Source organism: Arthrobacter sp. B2I5 (genome assembly GCF_030816735.1).
GTDB lineage: Bacteria > Actinomycetota > Actinomycetes > Actinomycetales > Micrococcaceae > Arthrobacter.
This window is the reverse complement of record NZ_JAUSYF010000001.1, coordinates 1,753,491-1,769,591: the sequence shown is the minus strand read 5'-3', so window position 1 is coordinate 1,769,591 and position 16,101 is coordinate 1,753,491. Positions and strand designations below refer to the sequence as shown.

General features: G+C 67.3%; 15 protein-coding genes. 2 read left to right on the top strand and 13 right to left on the bottom strand.

What is annotated here, in order from left to right:
* Positions 1-194: 194 nt before the first annotated feature.
* From QFZ60_RS08510 to QFZ60_RS08490, 5 genes are read right to left on the bottom strand one after another with little or no spacing between them, the layout of a single operon-like run.
* Positions 195-911, bottom strand: coding sequence for a hypothetical protein (locus QFZ60_RS08510; RefSeq protein ID WP_307089713.1), 717 nt, complete (start codon positions 909-911; stop codon positions 195-197).
* Positions 908-2,884: a VWA domain-containing protein gene (locus QFZ60_RS08505; protein WP_307093264.1), complete on the bottom strand. Its 1,977-nt coding sequence runs from the start codon at positions 2,882-2,884 to the stop codon at positions 908-910. Before QFZ60_RS08505 ends, QFZ60_RS08510 begins: the two co-directional genes overlap by 4 nt.
* Positions 2,884-3,300 (bottom strand): hypothetical protein, encoded by a 417-nt coding sequence (locus tag QFZ60_RS08500; RefSeq protein ID WP_307089711.1) that lies wholly within the window; start codon positions 3,298-3,300, stop codon positions 2,884-2,886. Before QFZ60_RS08500 ends, QFZ60_RS08505 begins: the two co-directional genes overlap by 1 nt.
* Positions 3,301-3,352: 52 nt before the next feature.
* Complete coding sequence (locus QFZ60_RS08495) at positions 3,353-4,273, bottom strand: DUF58 domain-containing protein (RefSeq protein WP_307089709.1); 921 nt, start codon at positions 4,271-4,273, stop codon at positions 3,353-3,355.
* A gap of 6 nt (positions 4,274-4,279) precedes the next feature.
* Entirely contained in the window at positions 4,280-5,287 is a 1,008-nt protein-coding gene (locus tag QFZ60_RS08490; protein ID WP_307089707.1) for a MoxR family ATPase, read from the bottom strand.
* A 139-nt stretch (positions 5,288-5,426) separates the two neighbouring features.
* Here QFZ60_RS08490 and QFZ60_RS08485 point away from each other — a divergent pair, with 139 nt between their 5' ends.
* Positions 5,427-5,624: a hypothetical protein gene (locus QFZ60_RS08485; RefSeq protein WP_307089705.1), complete on the top strand. Its 198-nt coding sequence runs from the start codon at positions 5,427-5,429 to the stop codon at positions 5,622-5,624.
* Here QFZ60_RS08485 and QFZ60_RS08480 read toward each other — a convergent pair.
* From QFZ60_RS08480 to QFZ60_RS08455, 6 genes are all read right to left on the bottom strand, one after another.
* Positions 5,621-6,403, bottom strand: a complete 783-nt coding sequence (locus QFZ60_RS08480) for a carbohydrate ABC transporter permease (RefSeq protein ID WP_307093263.1) — start codon at positions 6,401-6,403, stop codon at positions 5,621-5,623. The genes QFZ60_RS08485 and QFZ60_RS08480 overlap by 4 nt on opposite strands.
* 98 nt (positions 6,404-6,501) lie before the next feature.
* Complete coding sequence (locus QFZ60_RS08475; protein ID WP_307089703.1) at positions 6,502-7,383, bottom strand: carbohydrate ABC transporter permease; 882 nt, start codon at positions 7,381-7,383, stop codon at positions 6,502-6,504.
* Between the two features lie 2 nt (positions 7,384-7,385).
* Positions 7,386-8,738, bottom strand: a complete 1,353-nt coding sequence (locus QFZ60_RS08470) for an extracellular solute-binding protein (RefSeq protein ID WP_307089701.1) — start codon at positions 8,736-8,738, stop codon at positions 7,386-7,388.
* A gap of 6 nt (positions 8,739-8,744) precedes the next feature.
* Positions 8,745-9,947 carry an ROK family transcriptional regulator gene (locus QFZ60_RS08465; RefSeq protein WP_307089699.1) on the bottom strand — a complete coding sequence of 401 codons (1,203 nt, stop codon included), beginning with the start codon at positions 9,945-9,947 and terminating at the stop codon, positions 8,745-8,747.
* A gap of 204 nt (positions 9,948-10,151) precedes the next feature.
* On the bottom strand, positions 10,152-11,288 hold the full coding sequence (locus QFZ60_RS08460) for a class I SAM-dependent methyltransferase (protein WP_307089696.1): 1,137 nt from the start codon (positions 11,286-11,288) through the stop codon (positions 10,152-10,154).
* Between the two features lie 50 nt (positions 11,289-11,338).
* Positions 11,339-12,421 carry an FAD-dependent oxidoreductase gene (locus tag QFZ60_RS08455; protein WP_307089695.1) on the bottom strand — a complete coding sequence of 361 codons (1,083 nt, stop codon included), beginning with the start codon at positions 12,419-12,421 and terminating at the stop codon, positions 11,339-11,341.
* Positions 12,422-12,467: 46 nt separating this feature from the next.
* Between QFZ60_RS08455 and QFZ60_RS08450 the strand changes: the two genes are divergently transcribed.
* Positions 12,468-13,853 carry a class I SAM-dependent methyltransferase gene (locus tag QFZ60_RS08450; protein ID WP_307089693.1) on the top strand — a complete coding sequence of 462 codons (1,386 nt, stop codon included), beginning with the start codon at positions 12,468-12,470 and terminating at the stop codon, positions 13,851-13,853.
* 13 nt (positions 13,854-13,866) lie between these two features.
* On the opposite strand, the gene mctP is transcribed toward QFZ60_RS08450, so the two are convergent.
* Both mctP and QFZ60_RS08440 read right to left on the bottom strand, forming a co-directional pair.
* Positions 13,867-15,543, bottom strand: coding sequence for a monocarboxylate uptake permease MctP (mctP, locus tag QFZ60_RS08445; RefSeq protein WP_307089691.1), 1,677 nt, complete (start codon positions 15,541-15,543; stop codon positions 13,867-13,869).
* Positions 15,540-15,917, bottom strand: coding sequence for a DUF3311 domain-containing protein (locus QFZ60_RS08440; protein WP_142122341.1), 378 nt, complete (start codon positions 15,915-15,917; stop codon positions 15,540-15,542). The genes mctP and QFZ60_RS08440 overlap by 4 nt, the downstream gene beginning before the upstream one ends.
* Positions 15,918-16,101 lie beyond the last annotated feature (184 nt).

Below are 16,101 nucleotides of genomic sequence, written 5' to 3'. Positions count from 1 at the left end.
TCCGTGAGCAAATGTCAGGCCCACATGGGGGCACCCACACCCTCCGGAACGGAGGATCGCTGACACGTTACCGCGGTAACTTGTCTACGACTCTAGGGGGCTGTGCGGGGTCGGGACAAGTCGGCGCCGAATTAAGACGCACTTTTACGGGCTGTTTCGGATGGCAACAGAATTTCCTTCGCCGGGAGGGCCTCCTACCAAGGCCGGTCCGGGGCCGTCCCATTGTCGTTGTCCAGGTACTCTTCCCGTTCGCGCCCGCTGTTCCGCTCCCGCTGGGCCTGCCGCGAATTGTCCTGGAGCTGGTCCAGTTGGCTCTGCTGCATCTCGGCCGGCCCGTTCTCGGGGGATTCGTCCCCCGCTCCATCCTCCGGGCCGGCAGGCCGGCCGGCGGCGCCGAGTTTTTCCTCCAGCCGTTCCCGGGCTTCCGCCAGCCGCCTGTCCGCTCCCGCTTCCGCATCCGGAGACAGGCAGGCTTCCGGTGCCTGGCCTGCCGTTGCCAGGGCTTCCCTGAAGAGCGGAAGGGCCGACGACGGGTCCCCGGCCTGGAGCCGCAGGTCGCCCAGGCGTTCGATGACCAGGACAAGGTTCACCCTGACCAGGCATTCGTCACCTGAGCCGGCAGGGACCGTGCCCAGCGCCTGATCGAACAGCTGCCGTGCGGTGCCGTAGTCCCCTGCCAGCACCGCGGCGTCGCCGGCGGCAAACGGCGCTTTATGCGGCTCTACCAGGTTGGCCACGCCCAGGCCATGGGCCGCAGCATCTACGGCGGACGCGTTTCCTGCTGCAAAGCCGGACGCGGCACGATCAGCGAGCACGCCAAGGCTGAGGAGTTTGGCGGTGAGAAGCATCACCAGGAGAACCGGCAGCGCCGACCACAGCAGCAGGCGGCGCCTGTGGGCCTTCGCATTCACCGGACACCTTCCTTTCCCGGCGCGCCCGGCAACGCGCGCAGCTGCCGGATGATGCCCACCGCTTCCGGCAAGGCCAGCAGGAAGGCGCCGGCGGCGAACATCCAGTAGACCTCGTGTCCAGCCGCAAGCGGGTCCCCTCCATCCGCCCGTTCCACCTTGCCGGGACGTGCCTGCTGCATCATGTCCACCACCGGTGCGCCGGCGGCGCGGTGGACGTAGGGCAGGCCGAGCTGGCCGGCAAGGTTCCGCAGCCGCTCCTCGTCGATGACCGACACTGCATCACCGCTGCTGCCGGCCCTGTTGTCCTGGACGTACGTACCGCCGTCGTTCTCCTGCGCGGCGTTTGCCTTCGATGCGGTGCCCTGCAGTCCGGTGTTCTCTTTCATCCGGCCGCCCGCGGCCGTGCCGTAGCCCAGCACCGCTCCCCCGGCCATCAGCCCGCCGTCCACCGTCATGGCCTCGGAGTCCCTGGCGCTGGTTTGTTCACCGTCTCCCAGGTAGTACACCAGCCGGGGCCTGCCGGGGTTGCTGTCGCGGGCAGCACGCAGCCGCTCGGACAGCACCTGCCTGGCTGCCGTGATGCTGCTGCCTTTGGCATAGTCAGTCACCTGGGGTTCCAGGACATCCGTAATGGTTTCCAGGGCCAGCGTATCCGTGCTGAGCGGCATGCGGACGTGCGCCGTGGTGTCGAAGGTGATGACCGAAAAGCGGGCGCCGGGCAGTTGTTCGGCGATGGCCATGATGTCTTTCCGGACGCCCTCCAGCCGCGGGCTGCCGTTGCCGTAGTCCTCGGCCACCATGCTGGTAGTGGTATCCACCACGAAGAACACGTTGAGGTCCGTGGTGGCAGCCCGCGCCGATCCGCCCGGGAGGCCCGGCCTCAGGGCCGCCACCAGGACCAGCAGGACCACCGCTCCCCGCCGCAGCCACGCCCTGCTGCCCCCGTGCCGGGATCCCTGCAGCCGCCACAAGACCGCATACAGGGCCAGGGCGGACAACAGCCCAAGAGCAAGCGGCAGGCCGGGTACGTCCGAGAACACTGCGCGCGGCGCCCCGTGGACCGCCGACGTTTCGGTCTGCTCCACGGCGGCGACGATTCCCGCCACTGCATCAGCGTTGTCCAGGGCGTAGTACAGGCCCCCGGTTGATTCCGCGGCAGCACGCAGTTGGGCACCCGGCTGGTCAGGACCACTGCCGTAGTCCAGGTCGCCCGGATTCAGTGCGTGAACGTGGACGGACCGTTCCCGGGCCAGCTGCGCAGCCTGCTCAAGAGACATGATCGGCTCGCCCGAAAGGAAGTTGTCTGTGGCCAGCACCACTGACCGCGAGCGCTGCGGTACGCCTTCCTGCCGGATATCTCCGCCGGCTTCGCTGGAGGTTTTTCCGGCTTGCCCGGGGAAGCTGTTGAGGCAGGATGCCACGCCGTCGCCAATCAGCGAGGACCCCCTGCCGCTCCAGGTGCCGTCGAGGAATCCGGAGCTGCCCGGCTTGCCGTCGAACGCGTCCTTCGCGAGATGAAGCTGCTCCTGGGCGTAGGCGTAGTCGTCGGTCAACGGAAAGACCTGGATGGCGGTGCTGTCAAAGATGGTCAGGCCGATCCGCTCGCCGTCGAAGGTCCTGGCCAGGCCGGCAAAGACATCCACCACTGCCGCATCGGCGCTGCTCATCGAACCGGAGGTGTCCAGGCAGAGCATGATGTCCCGGTTGTGCTGCTCCGGCCGGATGGTGGACACGTCAACCGGCCGTGCCGCCGCAACCGCCGTGGAGGCGAGCAGCAGGATACAGGCTGCGCCGGCCAGGAGCAGCCGCCGCCGGTGCCGGCGCAGGGCTGCCTGGTACTCCGGCAGCGCGGTGAGCCTCTCCGCATGGGCCACCGGCCGCCGTCGTATGTTGGACATCCGGTTGCTGAGCAGCGCAACCCATGCCGCCACTCCTGCCGCAGCGGCTGCAACCGGCAGCAGCCACCAGAACATCAGTTCCACGCGCGCACCGCCGCCGAGGCTTGTGCCGCCGACACGGTGACGGACGGCAACGGGCCCGGACCGAATTCCGCAGGGTACAGGGCTTCAACGACGCTGGCCGCCGCCGGGAGCGGGTGACGCGCCAGGTCCTGGTGCGTCATCCTGGTGGCGTCCACTCCGGTGGCATCGCGGACGAATCCGCGCAGCAGCAGGCTGATGTGCTGGTGCGCCATGCGTTCCTCAAGTTGCCCGGCAGCCACCGCATCCTCCACATCCTTGATGCGCTGCAGGCAGGCGGCTTTCAGGGCCGGCAGGTCGGTCAGGGCGGACCGGACCGGCGCAGAGTTGCCCTGCATGGAGCGTTTGGGGACGTGGGTGGAGGCAAGCACGAACACGAACCAGCCAGCCACCAGGGCGAGCAGTGCCATACCGCACCAGAGCCAGGCGGAACTGTATTGCAGCGGGCCATAGAATCCGGGATCAGCCTGCACGCCGGTGCCTCTCCAGGAGGGCGAAGAGACCCGTGATGACATCCGCGCTGCCCGCCACTTCCCCCTCAGTGATCCCCGCGCCCTGCAACATTGCCCTCCGCGCCGCGTCACGCTCTTCCCTGGCCTGCAGGTAAGCGGCCCTTACCCCCGCCGACATGGCCGGCTGCCAGGCCAGCAGCGAGGAATCAGCCACACTGTAGGAGTCCGCGGCAGCGTGGGAATTCGTGCCGGCGCCGGGAGTCCGTTCGGCGCCCGGCGGTGGTGCCAGCCCGGCGTCCCGAATGGTCAGCCAGAGGATCTCGTGCTGGGCGCGGAGCCTGCGCAGGAGTTGGCCGGTGGCAGCGTCTGCGGCAATTTCGTCCGCAACAACGAACAGCAGGTGACGGCCCTTGACGTTGCGCGCCGTGTACTCGAGTTGGTCCTGGATCCTGCTCGGTGCCGCCGCGAGGTTCGTGTGGGAGTCCACATGCCCCAGCAGCCGTTCCAGGTGGGCCTCGCCTCCCTTGGCCGGCAGGGAACGGGTGGCCGCCGTATCACCGTATACAAGGCCCACCAGGTCGCCGTGCCGGTGGGCCAGGTAGCCCAGGACCCCCAGTGCCAGCACTGCGACGTCCTTCTTCACTTCCCCTGACAGCGCCTCGGCTGCCATGTTGCGCCCTGTATCGGTGACCAGCAGGACAGTCTGCCGGCGGACGGCGACGTACCGCCTGATCAGGGGTGAGCCGTGGCGCGCAGAAGCCTTCCAGTCGATATCGCGGACCTCATCACCGGGGACGTAGGCGCGCAGGTCATCGAAGTCCAGGCTGCGGCCCCTGAACACGGAACCATATTCGCCGTCGAGCATGCCGCGGGCTTTGCGGTGCGCGAAGATGGCCATCTTCGACTTCACACGCTGGAGGAGACCGGCCATGGAGCGTCAGGGGGTCTGGACAGCGGCGACGACTGCGTCAATCACCGATTCCACCGGCACCTGCTCGGCCACCGCGTCAAAGTTCAGGATCAGCCGGTGCCGCAGCACCCGGTGGGCCAGCACCTTGACGTCCTCCGGGATGACGTGGTCGCGGCCGTCCAGCAGTGCCACGGCGCGGGCTGCCTGGCTGAAGGCGATGCTGGCACGGGGGCTGGCGCCAAACTCGATGAACCCGGCAAGCCTGGCATCAATGTAACGGGAGGCGTTCCGTGTCACGTACACCAAACCCACGATGTAGTTAATCACCGCCGGATCGATGTAGATGCGCCGGGCCAGGTCCTGGATCTCCCGGATGGCATCAAGGGAAGCGGCCGCCGGCGGCTTCTGTTCGGGGGTGAAGACGCCGGCGTCGATCCGGGCGATGATCCGGGCTTCTTCTTCGGGACTGGGGTAGTCCAGGACGTCCTTGAGCATGAAGCGGTCCATTTGCGCCTCCGGCAGCTGGTACGTGCCCTCCTGCTCGATGGGGTTCTGCGTGGCCAGGACCAGGAACGGCGACGGGAGGCGGTAGTCCTGGCCGCCGATGGACGTCTGGCGTTCCTGCATCGCCTCCAGCATGGCGCTCTGGGTTTTGGCGCTGGAGCGGTTGATTTCGTCGAGCAGCACGATGTTGGCGTGGACCGGGCCCAGCTGGGTGTGGAAGGTTCCCTTGGCGGCGTCATAGATCTGGGTTCCCACGATGTCGCTGGGCAGCAGGTCGGGCGTGCACTGGATCCGGCGGAATTCGGCGCTGACGGCGTCAGCCAGCGTTTGGGCCGCGGTGGTTTTGGCCAGTCCCGGGACGCTCTCGAGCAGAATGTGGCCGCCGGTCAGCAGGCCCACCAGCAATGATTCCCGCAGCCGGGACTGCCCCACCACCTTGGCCTCGAAAGTGCGTGAAATGTTGGCGGCCACCTGCTGCGCCCTGGCCAGCTCCGCAGGCTGGATTCTTGCGGGCACGCTGGTCGAAAGCACTGGTTCTCCCCCTGAAGACGGTGACGGGCGTGCGGTCCGGAAGGCCGTGTCCCGTCCGCCATCCTATCCAAGCCCGGGAGCCCGAACCCGGCAATGGGCACCCCTCCCCATCCAGGCCCCGCGGGTCTATCCTTTTGCCATGATCGAGCTTCCAGCCAGTTACAAGGAATATCTCGCCGGCAAGAGCCAGATGTTCGTCGACACCGTCAGGCCGGTCCTGATGCAGTCGGCGGCCGAAAAGCTGCACGGCGTGCGGGTGGTCAACAATCCCACCGGCCACCAGGCCCATCTCGACGACACCCTGCCGTTCGGCGTGGTGTTTGAGGATATCGACTAACCCCTGACTGCACCCGCAAGGGCCAGCGAATTCCCGGCACCCCGCGCCACGATGACGTAAAGAGCCAGGACCGGGATCGAATAGAGGATCGAGAATGCGGCCAGCTGGCCGTAGGCAACTGCTCCATGCTGGCCGAAGAAGCTGAAGATCGTTACCGCTGCGGGCTGCCTTGCCTCGGACAGCAGGAGTACGAACGGAACGAAGAAGTTCCCCCACGCCTGGATGAACACGAAGATGAACACCACGCCCAGGCCCGGGCGCATCAGCGGCAGCACGATGGACCGCAGGGCGGCCAGCCTGGAGGCGCCGTCTACCCACGCCGCCTCCTCCAGCGCCAGCGGCACGGCGTCCATGAAGTTCCTGGTCATCCAGATGGCCATAGGCAGGCTGGTGGCCGCCAGGAAGAGCACCGTTGCGGGCAGCGAATCCAGCAGCCGCAGCTGCACGAACAGTCCGTAGACCGGCACCATGATGGCGGTGACGGGAAGGCAGGTGCCAAAGAGGATGCCGTACATGAACGGGGTGTTGAAGCGGGACCGGTAGCGGGACAGGGGGTATGCGGCGAGCACGGCCGCCGCCAGGGTGACCATCCCCGTCCCGGCGGACAGCAACAGGCTGTTCCACAGCGGACGAAACAGCAGCTCCGGGGTGAGCACGGCGGCGAAATTGTCCAGGCCGGGCTGCTGCGGAACCTTGGTGCCGTGTCCGGCGGCCGAATCCACCGAACCCAGCACCAGCCACAACAGCGGCAGCAGGAAGCAGGCACCAATCACCAGCAGGGCCCCGTCTGCCCACGCATTGCCCCGCGTGTGGCGCGGAGCGGGCCGGCGGCGGGGCTGCTGGCCGGGGCGTTGCCGTGCCGCCTGTTGCGGAACCGTCACGGCTTCCGCTCCCTGAGAAGGCGGAGATAGGCCGCCCCGAACACGGCGCCAATCAGGATGAGGACCGACGCCACGGCGGTGCCGTAGCCGATTTCGCCGAACTTGAAGGCTTCCTGGTAGGCCAGGACGGGCAGGGTGGTGCTGCCATTGGCCGGTCCGCCCGCGGTCATGACCCAAATCAGGGTGAAGACCGCCAGGGTCTGCAGCGTGACCAGCATCAGGTTGGTGGCGATGCTGCCCCGGATCACCGGCAGCGTAATGAAGGCCAGCCGCTGCCAGGGCCCGGCACCGTCCATGTGCGCGGCCTCGGTCAGCTCCGCCGGGACTCCGTTAAGCGCGGCCCGGTACACCAGCATGGAAAAAGCCGTTCCGCGCCAAATGTTGGCCAGGATCACGGCGGCCATGGGCACGGTATAAAGCCAGTCCGTTTCCGAGGCCCCGAAATTGCCCAGCAGTTGGTTGAGCGTGCCGTCACGGCTGAAGAATGCATAGGCGGCGAACGCGGCCACGATTTCCGGCAGCACCCAGGCGGCCACGACGGCGGTGCCAACAGTTGCCGAGACAACGGGACGTGCGCGGCGCATGAGGACGGCAAGGGCCAGTCCCAGCACGTTCTGGCCCACGATGGCCGAGCCCGCGACGAACAGGACCGTCAGCGCCAGTGAGAGCGGGAAGACAGGGTCCTGCAGGAGCCGCTGGTAGTTCTCCAGCCCGACCCACTCGGGGTTCCTGGCGGAGCGGCCGGTGAGCCCGGCGTTGGTCAGCGAGGAGTGGAACGCCCACAGCACAGGGCCGGCAAGGAACACGAGCAGCAGCAGGACGGCAGGCAGGACGGGGAGGTAGCGGAGTAACTGCCGGGTCCGGTGGTTGGCCGCCACCGCTACTTCCGGATGGTTTTGTCGCCACCCACAATGCCGGCCACGGCCGTGTCATAGTCGGCCGCGGCCTGTTCGGGGGTCCTGCTGCCGGTGATCACAGCCTCGGTGGCTTCCTGGACTGCGGCGGAAATCCGTGGATAGTCGGAGGTGGCGGGCCGGTATTTGGTGACGCTGACCAAACCGGATACGTCCTTCACAAACGGGTTGGCGGACTGGTAGGCCGGGTCAGCGGCCACGTCGGACCGGACGGCGATCTGTGAGCTGGCCACCGTGAACGCCAGCGAGTTCTTCGCGTTGAGCGCCGTGGTGAGGAAGTTGAAGGCAAGATCGGGCTGTTTGGTTTCCGCACCCACGGCCAGGGTCCAGCCGCCGGACATGCTGACTGCGCCGGGGGCGCCGCCGTTCTGAGTCGGGAACGGCGCCACGCCCATCTCCTGTTCGTATGCCGGCCAGGCGTAGCTGCCGCCGTCCTGCCAGAACGACGGCGCGTAGGAGCCTTCCACGGTTGCCCCGAGTTGTGCTTTCGGGAACCATTCCCCGAACACCTTTTTCCAGACGTTGGGGTCCAGAGCCTCGGCAGGCCCCACCGCGAGGTTCTCGCTGTAGAGCGTCTTGAGGAACGTCAGGGAGTCCTTGAAGCCGGCGGAGCCAACAACCCACTTTTTCGAGTCGGGGTCGTAGAGGCCGGCGCCGGTTCCATACAGGAGTTCGTAAAACCCCTGCATGACAGTCCCTTCACCGGTGCCCTTGCCGGCATACATGTTGAAGGGGATCACGTCAGGGCTGGCGGCCTTGATCTTCCTGGCCGTGTCCAGGATGTCCTGCCAGCTGGACGGCCGCCATGGAAGCGCGACGCCTGCGGCCTCAAAAACTTTCCTGTTGTACCAGATGGCCCTCGTGTCGGTGCCCAGCGGCACGGCGTACGTGCCGCCGTCGTCCGCTTTCCCCGCCTCCTTGGCGGCGTCGTCGAACTTGTCCCACTCCCCCCATCCTGCCAGTCGGCTGTCCAGGTTCAGGAGGTAGCCCGCGTCCACGTCGGAGCGGACCTTGAAGGTGTCCTCGTAGAAGACGTCCGGCGCCGTGGAGGGTGACCGCAGGGCGAGGGCCAGCTTTGTGCCGTAGTCGTCGTCGTTGCCCTGGATGGGCTGCAGCTCCACGGTGACGCCCTGGTTCGCCGCTTCGAACTCCTTCTTCGCGTCCTGGAACATGGTGTCCAGGGCCGTGAACGAGTCCGTCTTCTGGTAAGCCACTTTGATGGTCTTGTTTCCCTCGGCCGGATTTCCGGGGGTGCAGGCCGCGAGCGCCAGCACTGCGGCGGCGAACAGGGAGACTGTTTTCGATGCCCGGCGAAGCATGTCCGGTCAGCTTTCCAGCAGGAGCCGCTGGGCACGGGGCGCCAGGGTATGTTCAAGGACCAGGGACGCGGCGCCGATGGCTCCGACGTCCTCCCCCACGCCCGTGCCCACAACCTCGATGGGGTGGATCAGCCGGACGTCGCTGTTGGCATCCAGCAATGGCGGAATCCGCTCCAGGTAACGCTCCGCCAGCCCGCTCCAGAAGGGGCCGCCGAAAACGACGCGTTCCACGTCCAGTGTGTTGGTGACAACGGAGACGGCCCGGGCCACCAGGACGGCGGACTTGTCCAGGATGGCCGCGGCACGTTCGTCCCCGCCGTCGGCCAGTGCGCACAGCCGGGAGAAGCTTTGCTGGACTTCGGCACCGCTGTTTCCTGCGCGGGAGCCGTCCAGGATCCCCGCTGCTTCCGCCTCCGCCACCAGGACCTGCGGGATGCAGGAGGACTTCACGCAGCCGCGCAGGCCGCAGTCGCAGGGCGGCCCGTCCGGGTCCACGATGATATGGCCGATCTCCCCCGCATTGCCGGACGTGCCGCGGACCACTTCGTCGTTCAGGACGATGCCGCAGCCGATGCCTGTGCCCATGTACATGAAGATGAAGCTGCCGGCGCCGCTGGGCCCGCCCGCCCACGTTTCCGCCACCGCGGCGCTGGTGACGTCCTTGTCAACGAGCACGGAGTAGCCGGTGGCCGCGGCCAGCGCTTCGCGCAGTTCCACCCTGTCCCAGCCGGGGAGCAGCGGCGGATCCACCACGGTGCCGTTGTCCAGGTCGATGGGGCCGGGGGCGGCCACGCCGAGGCCGGCGATACGGCTGCGGTCCACACCCGAATCCGCGACGAGCTGGTCGATTTCCGCGGCGATGGTGGTGATCACGGCGGACGGGTCATTTCCACCGGGGGTCTTGATCTGCGAGTGCCGCACCACCGAACCCACCAGGTCCAGCACCACGAACGTGGTCACTGCCGGGTCCAGGTGGACTCCCAGGGCGTACATGCCGCCGGGATTGAGGCGGAGGATGGTGCGCGGCTTGCCCGGCCCGCTGCCCTCTTTGCCTGCCTCGACAATCAGGTTCTGGTCCAGCAGCCGGCGCGAAATGTTGGAAATGGTTTGCGGGGACAGGCCCACGATCTGGGCCAGCTCCACCCGGCTCAGGCCGCCGGACGTCCGGCGGATCGCATCAAGGATGACGGTGAGGTTGAAATCCCCCATCCTGGGCAGGTTGGTTCCGCGTCTCGGAGAAGATTGGCGCATCTCAGACACTGTGTCCCCTAAACGTCTTCGGCTACCTCGTGATGGTGATGCTTTGAATCGTACGTTACCGGCACGTCGCCGCCCATATGTTGACCAGCGGCGCGGCGGAGCATCGCCTTGCCTCCAGGGCGCAGTCCCTGGTGGCCGGGCGGCCCGTTCCGGTCAGCGGGGGCTGCGGGTGCTGCGGGTGACGGTGAATTTGGCGTTCCTGCCCTCCACCACCGTGGGTCCCACCTGCCGTTCCAGGGCAGGCAGGTAGGCCAAGTGCCGGTTGTATACCGTCCACAGCTCACCCCCGGAAGCCAGCACCCGCCCCGCCGCTTCGATCATCTTGAGGCCGGCGCCGGCGTGGACGCCTGCACCAACATGGAAGGGCGGGTTGAGCAGCACCGCGTCCACGGAGCCATCAGGGAAGGTGCCCAGCGCATCGTCCTGCAGCACACTGATCCGGTCGGCCAGGCCGTTGGCGCGGGCGGTGGCAAGGGCGGACTGCACCGCGGCCGCGGACTGGTCCGTCGCTGTCACGGCCGCTGCCGGGAACTGGCGGGCGTACATCGCGGCGAGGATGCCGGTGCCGCAGCCCAGGTCGACGGCGTGCCGCACCGGTTTCATCGCGGGAAGGAAGGTCAGCAGGAAACGGGTGCCGATGTCCAGCCTGGGGCCGGCAAAAACAGCGCCGTGCGCGGCCACGTCCAGGTCCAGCTCCGCGACGTGCTCCACTACAGGGAAACGTGGCGCCGTGGTTGGGGGTTTGGGGCCGGCGGCAAGGAGGATCCGCGATTTTTGCCGTGCGAGTTGCGGCTGTACTGACAGGAAGTACCGTTCAAGGACCGCGTTCATGCCCAGGGACATGTGTTTCACCCGGCCTCCTGCCAGCAACCGGACATCCGGTGCCGCATGCAGGGCCACGGCGGCGGCAATTTCCTCCAGTTCCGCCAGGGTCTTGGGAAGCTGCAGCAGGATGGTGGCTGCTCCAGTCAGCAGCTCCTTCCCCAGGGGCAGCTGGACGAATGGGGTGCCGGCGCCCAGTTCTTCCGCGTTGAGCCGCAGCGCCCTTTCCCCTGTGATCAGGTCCTGATGCACCCGCAGTGACGCCGGGCCAAGCACCGCCGAAGCGCCGAGCGTCAGGGCCCCGTAGCGGTCACCGATCACGGCCACGGTGCTGCCCGCCCGCCCAAGCTGCACGGCGGTCTCCAGCAGCAGCCGGTCGGTGGCGTCCCAGGCCTGCAGATTCGGGGCTTCGACATCGGGCCGGCGGCGCAGGACCTGGAATATGTCCGCCAACATGTCTGCTGCCACCGGTGTCCTGCCGCCTTCTGTTGCCCTTGTCCGCCCCGGGTCCCGGAGCGTCACCCCCACGTTACCGTTTCCGCCGCCGTCGCCATTCCAGGCAGTTTCAGAATGGCCGCCACGGCTGCACGGCCTGCACGGTTGGCACCAATAGTGGACGACGACGGCCCGTAACCCACCAGGTGGACGCGCGGCTCGGCTGCCACCTGGGTTCCGTCCATGGCGATTCCGCCGCCGGGCCCCCGCAGGTGCAGCGGGGCGAGGTGTTCCAGTTCGGCCCTGAAGCCCGTGGCCCAGAGGATCACGTCCGCCGTGAGCAGGCTTCCGTCGGCGCGGCGGACCCCGTCCGGTTCGATCGACGTGAACATGGGTTGCCGGTCAAGGGCACCCCGTTCCCTGGCCGCGCGCAGGGCAGGTGTCCAGATGAGGCCTGTCACCGAAACGACGCTTTGCGGTGGAAGTCCCTTTCGGACGCGGTCCTCCACAAGCGCCACGGCATCGTGGCCGGCTTTGGCATCGAACGGAGCGTCGCGCCACACCGGTTCCCTGCGGGTGAACCAGCTGGTGGTGGTGAGGCGGGAAATCTCCTCCAGCAGGCCGACCGCTGAAATCCCGCCGCCCACCACGATCACGTGCTTGCCGCGGAACTCTTCCGCCGAGACGTAGTCGGCAACGTGGAGCTGCCTGCCCCGGAAGGAGGACTGGCCCGGGTAGATGGGCCAGAACGGGCGGGTCCAGGTGCCTGTGGCGTTGATGACTGCCCTGGCGCTCCAGTCCCCGTCCGTGGTTTCCACCCGCAAGCGCCCGGCCGGGTTGTCATCTTCACGCCTGACAGCCCGCACCTTCACGGGCCGGTGAACGGACAACCCCAGCTCAGCCTCGTAGCCGCCAAAGTAGCGGGTGAGGAACTCCGAGCTCGGTTCCGCCGGATCCACCTCAGGCTTGGCGATGCCCGGCAAATCGCTGATCCCGTTGACCGTGGACATGCGCAGGCTCCGCCAGCGGTGCCGCCACGCCCCGCCCGGACCTTCCTCGGCGTCGAGCACGGCAAAGCCAAGGCCCCGGCGCTGGAGGTGGTACGCGGCGGACAGGCCCGCCTGGCCTGCCCCGATGACCACCACGTCGGTTGGGTGAGGAATCACCTGCCCATGATAGTCGCGGAGGGCGGCGCGGCCTTAGGGTGGGCGCATGGACACTGGAGCAGCTGCACGGACCGGAACCGGAAGCACTGGGCATGCCGCCCGGCTGGAAAAGGCCCTGGGGGTGGTGCTTGGAACCGGGCAGATACCGCTGCGCCTGCGTGCGTGGGATGGTTCGGAAGCGGGACCGCCTGACGCGCCGGTCCTGGAGTTCAAGTCCCGACGGGCCCTGCGGCGCATTCTCTGGTCACCGGGGCAGCTGGGTCTGAGCCGTGCCTACGTGGCAGGTGAAATCGACACCCCGGGGGACATCTTCGCGGCGTTCACGGCGTTGAGCTCGGCAGGCAAGTTCGCCGAGCCCGGACCGTTCCGCCCTCTGTCCGCCGGCGAGCTCTGGCTGCTGCTGCGCACCGCTGTCCGGCTCGGCGCCATCGGGCCCAACCCTGCCCCGCCGCCGGAAGAAGCACGCATCGCCAAGAAAGGAAGGATGCACTCCCGGCGCCGCGATTCGGCCGCCATCTCGCACCATTACGACGTCGGCAACGACTTCTACGCCCTGGTGCTGGGACCGTCGATGGTTTATTCGTGCGCAGTGTGGCCGGACGACGGCGGCGGCGCTGCGGCAGCGACGGCAGGGGGCGGCACGAATGCGGGACCGGGTGCGGGGCCGGGCACGGGGCCGGCCGCCGGCCTCGATGCTGCCCAGGAAGCCAAGCTGGACCTGGTCTGCCGCAAACTGGGCCTTCAACCGGGGATGCGGGTCCTGGATGTGGGATGCGGCTGGGGCAGCTTCGCCCTGCACGCGGCAGCCCGCTACGGCGTCAGCGTGGTGGGAGTGACGCTCTCCAAGGAGCAGGCCGGCCTGGCCCGGAAGCGTGCGGCGGAGGCCGGCCTGACGGACAGGGTGGAAATCCGGGTGCAGGATTACCGTGACGTACCGGACGGGCCGTTTGACGCCATCAGTTCCATCGGAATGTCTGAACACGTGGGGCGGGCTCAGACGCCTGCTTACGCCGCGGCCCTGTACGGGCTGCTCCGGCCCGGCGGGCGGCTGCTGAACCATGCCATTTCCTGGAACGCGGGCCCCACCAGCCCGGACCCGGACTCCTTCATCCCCCGCTACGTCTTCCCTGATGGCGAGATGATCAGCCTGGGTGAGATGGTGGCCGCCCTGGAATCCGCACGCTTCGAAGTCCTGGATGTGGAGGCATTGCGCCGCCATTACGCCCTGACGCTGCGGGCGTGGGTAGGCCGGCTTGAGGAGAACTGGAACGAGGCCGTGAAGCTGGCCGGTGCGGGACGCGCGCGAGTATGGCGGCTCTACATGGCCAGCAGCGCCATTGGGTTCGAAAACGGGCTCACGGGAGTCAACCAGGTCCTGGTGCGCCGCCCCGGCGGGGAGGAACCGCCGCTGCGGCGCACCGCCTGGATGTGAGGCGCCCCTGCCGTCACGCCACCGGGGAAGGACCGCCGGGCTGGGTGAAGTGCTGGGTCTTTTCGATCTGCACCACCTTCGGGTCCGTTTCGTCGGCTTCGTAGTCCGTGGGCCGCGTGAGGTCCTTGCCTGTGCGGACCTTCAGGGCCCTCAACACCAGGGTCAGGACGGCGGCGACAATCAGGTTCAGGGCGAATGCCGAGACCGCGATGTAGACGCTGAAATCCGTCCCGGGAATGGTGGCCACGGAGCCGCCGAAGTGGGCCTTCGTGACCGGGTTGATCACGTTGTAGGCGGAGACGGTTCCGAAGATGATGCCCGCAGCCCAGCCGATCAGCAGCGCCCAGCGGTCGAACCACCGGGTGTAAAGGCCTGCCACCACGGCCGGGAAGGTCTGCAGGATCCAGATGCCGCCCAGCAGCTGCATGTTGATGGCCGCCGACTGGTCCATGGCGATCACGAAGACCAGTGCGCCCACCTTCACCACCAGCGAGACGATCTTTGACACCTTCGCCTCCGTCTTGGGATCGACGTCGGGCCGTATGAAGTCGCGGTAGATGTTGCGGGTGAACATGTTCGCCGCCGCAATGGACATGATGGCCGCGGGTACCAGCGCCCCGATGGCGATGGCAGCCAGCGCTATTCCCGCGAACCAGGCGGGGAAGTGGTCAAGGAACAGCTGCGGAACCACCAGCTGCGGGTTGACCGATCCGTCCAGGTCGATGGGCTTGGTGCCCGCCTTGATGGCCACGAAGCCCAGCAGGGCAAGGAAACCAAGCATCAGCGAGTACAGCGGCAGGATGGCGGCGTTGCGGCGGATGGTATTGCGGGCCTTTGACGCCAGCACTGCAGTCACTGAGTGCGGGTACATGAACAATGCCATGGCCGAGCCCAACGCCAGCGACCAATAGGCGGAGTAGTTGGCAGCCCCCGGGATGAACACCCCGGCGGGCTTTCCCGTGGCCTGGTTCACCGTGCCCAGCTTGGTCTGCGCCGAGCTGAAGATGCTGTCCCAGCCGCCGAACTTGATGGGCAGGTAGATGACCGCCACGATCACGGCAAGGTAGATCAGGAGGTCCTTGACGACGGCGATCATCGCCGGCGCCCGCAGCCCCGACGTGTAGGTGTACGCGGCGAGGACCACGAAGGCCAGGATCAGCGGCAGGTCGGTCAGGAACACGTTCCCGGAGCTGCCCAGCCCCAGGACCGTCAGTACGGCCTTGATGCCCACCAGCTGCAGCGCGATGTAGGGCATGGTGGCCACGATGCCCGTGACGGCAACCGCCAGGGAGAGCCAGCGGCTGCCGTAGCGTCCGCCCACGAAATCCGCCGAGGTGACGTAGCCGTGGCGGTGGGACACCGACCACAAACGGCTCATGATGATGAAGATGATCGGATACAGGACGATGGTGTAGGGCACGGCAAAGAAGCCGGTGACCGCACCCGTAGCCCACATGGCTGCCGGCACCGCCACGAAGGTGTACGCGGTGTAAAGGTCCCCGCCGAGCAGGAACCAGGTGATCCAGGTACCGAAGCCGCGGCCGCCAAGGCCCCATTCGTCCAGGCTGTGCAGGCCTTCCACTTCTGAGCTTCGGCGCCACTTTGCGGCCAGGAAGCCCATGACAGCCACGACGACGAAGAGCAGCACGACAATCACCAGGGCAGTCCAGTTGATCTCGCGTGCGTTCATGGCCGGTCCCCTCCCAACCCTGTGTCGGCTGAGGCGGTGCCTGCCCGGGGTGGGCCTCCGGCACGTACCTCGGCCCGCCGTCGTCGGTCTTCCCTGGTCACCAGCCAGTAGGCCGTGCCGGTCAGGATCGCCGAAATCGGCACCCAGAGCAATTGGTACCAGTAGAAGAAGGGCATCCCGGCCAGCCTGGGCGCATCAAAGGAATAGAGCTGCGGCATGAGCGGGAAGAGGATGGCGGCGCCCAGCAGGACGGCGGCGCCGATATACGGAGCGGGCCTTGCCGGGCCCCGGATGGCGGTATCGCGGGTCAGGCGCGATTCCTCGGGAAATGCATCGCCGTTCGGGCTGTAGCCGGAACCATCAGCATGGGACATCTGTGACCTCCTCGTCAGCCTGTCCCGCGTCCGGCGCTTCTTGGGTGAAAACGGCCAAGCGACGGGACGATGTGCCCTCCACCTCCAGTTGTACCCCGCTTTGACCTGCGCGGGAAGGGTTTTTCACAGTCACCGGGGGCTGATCCCGCCGGGAGAAAAGAGGGGCGCTGCAGACGAATAAAAA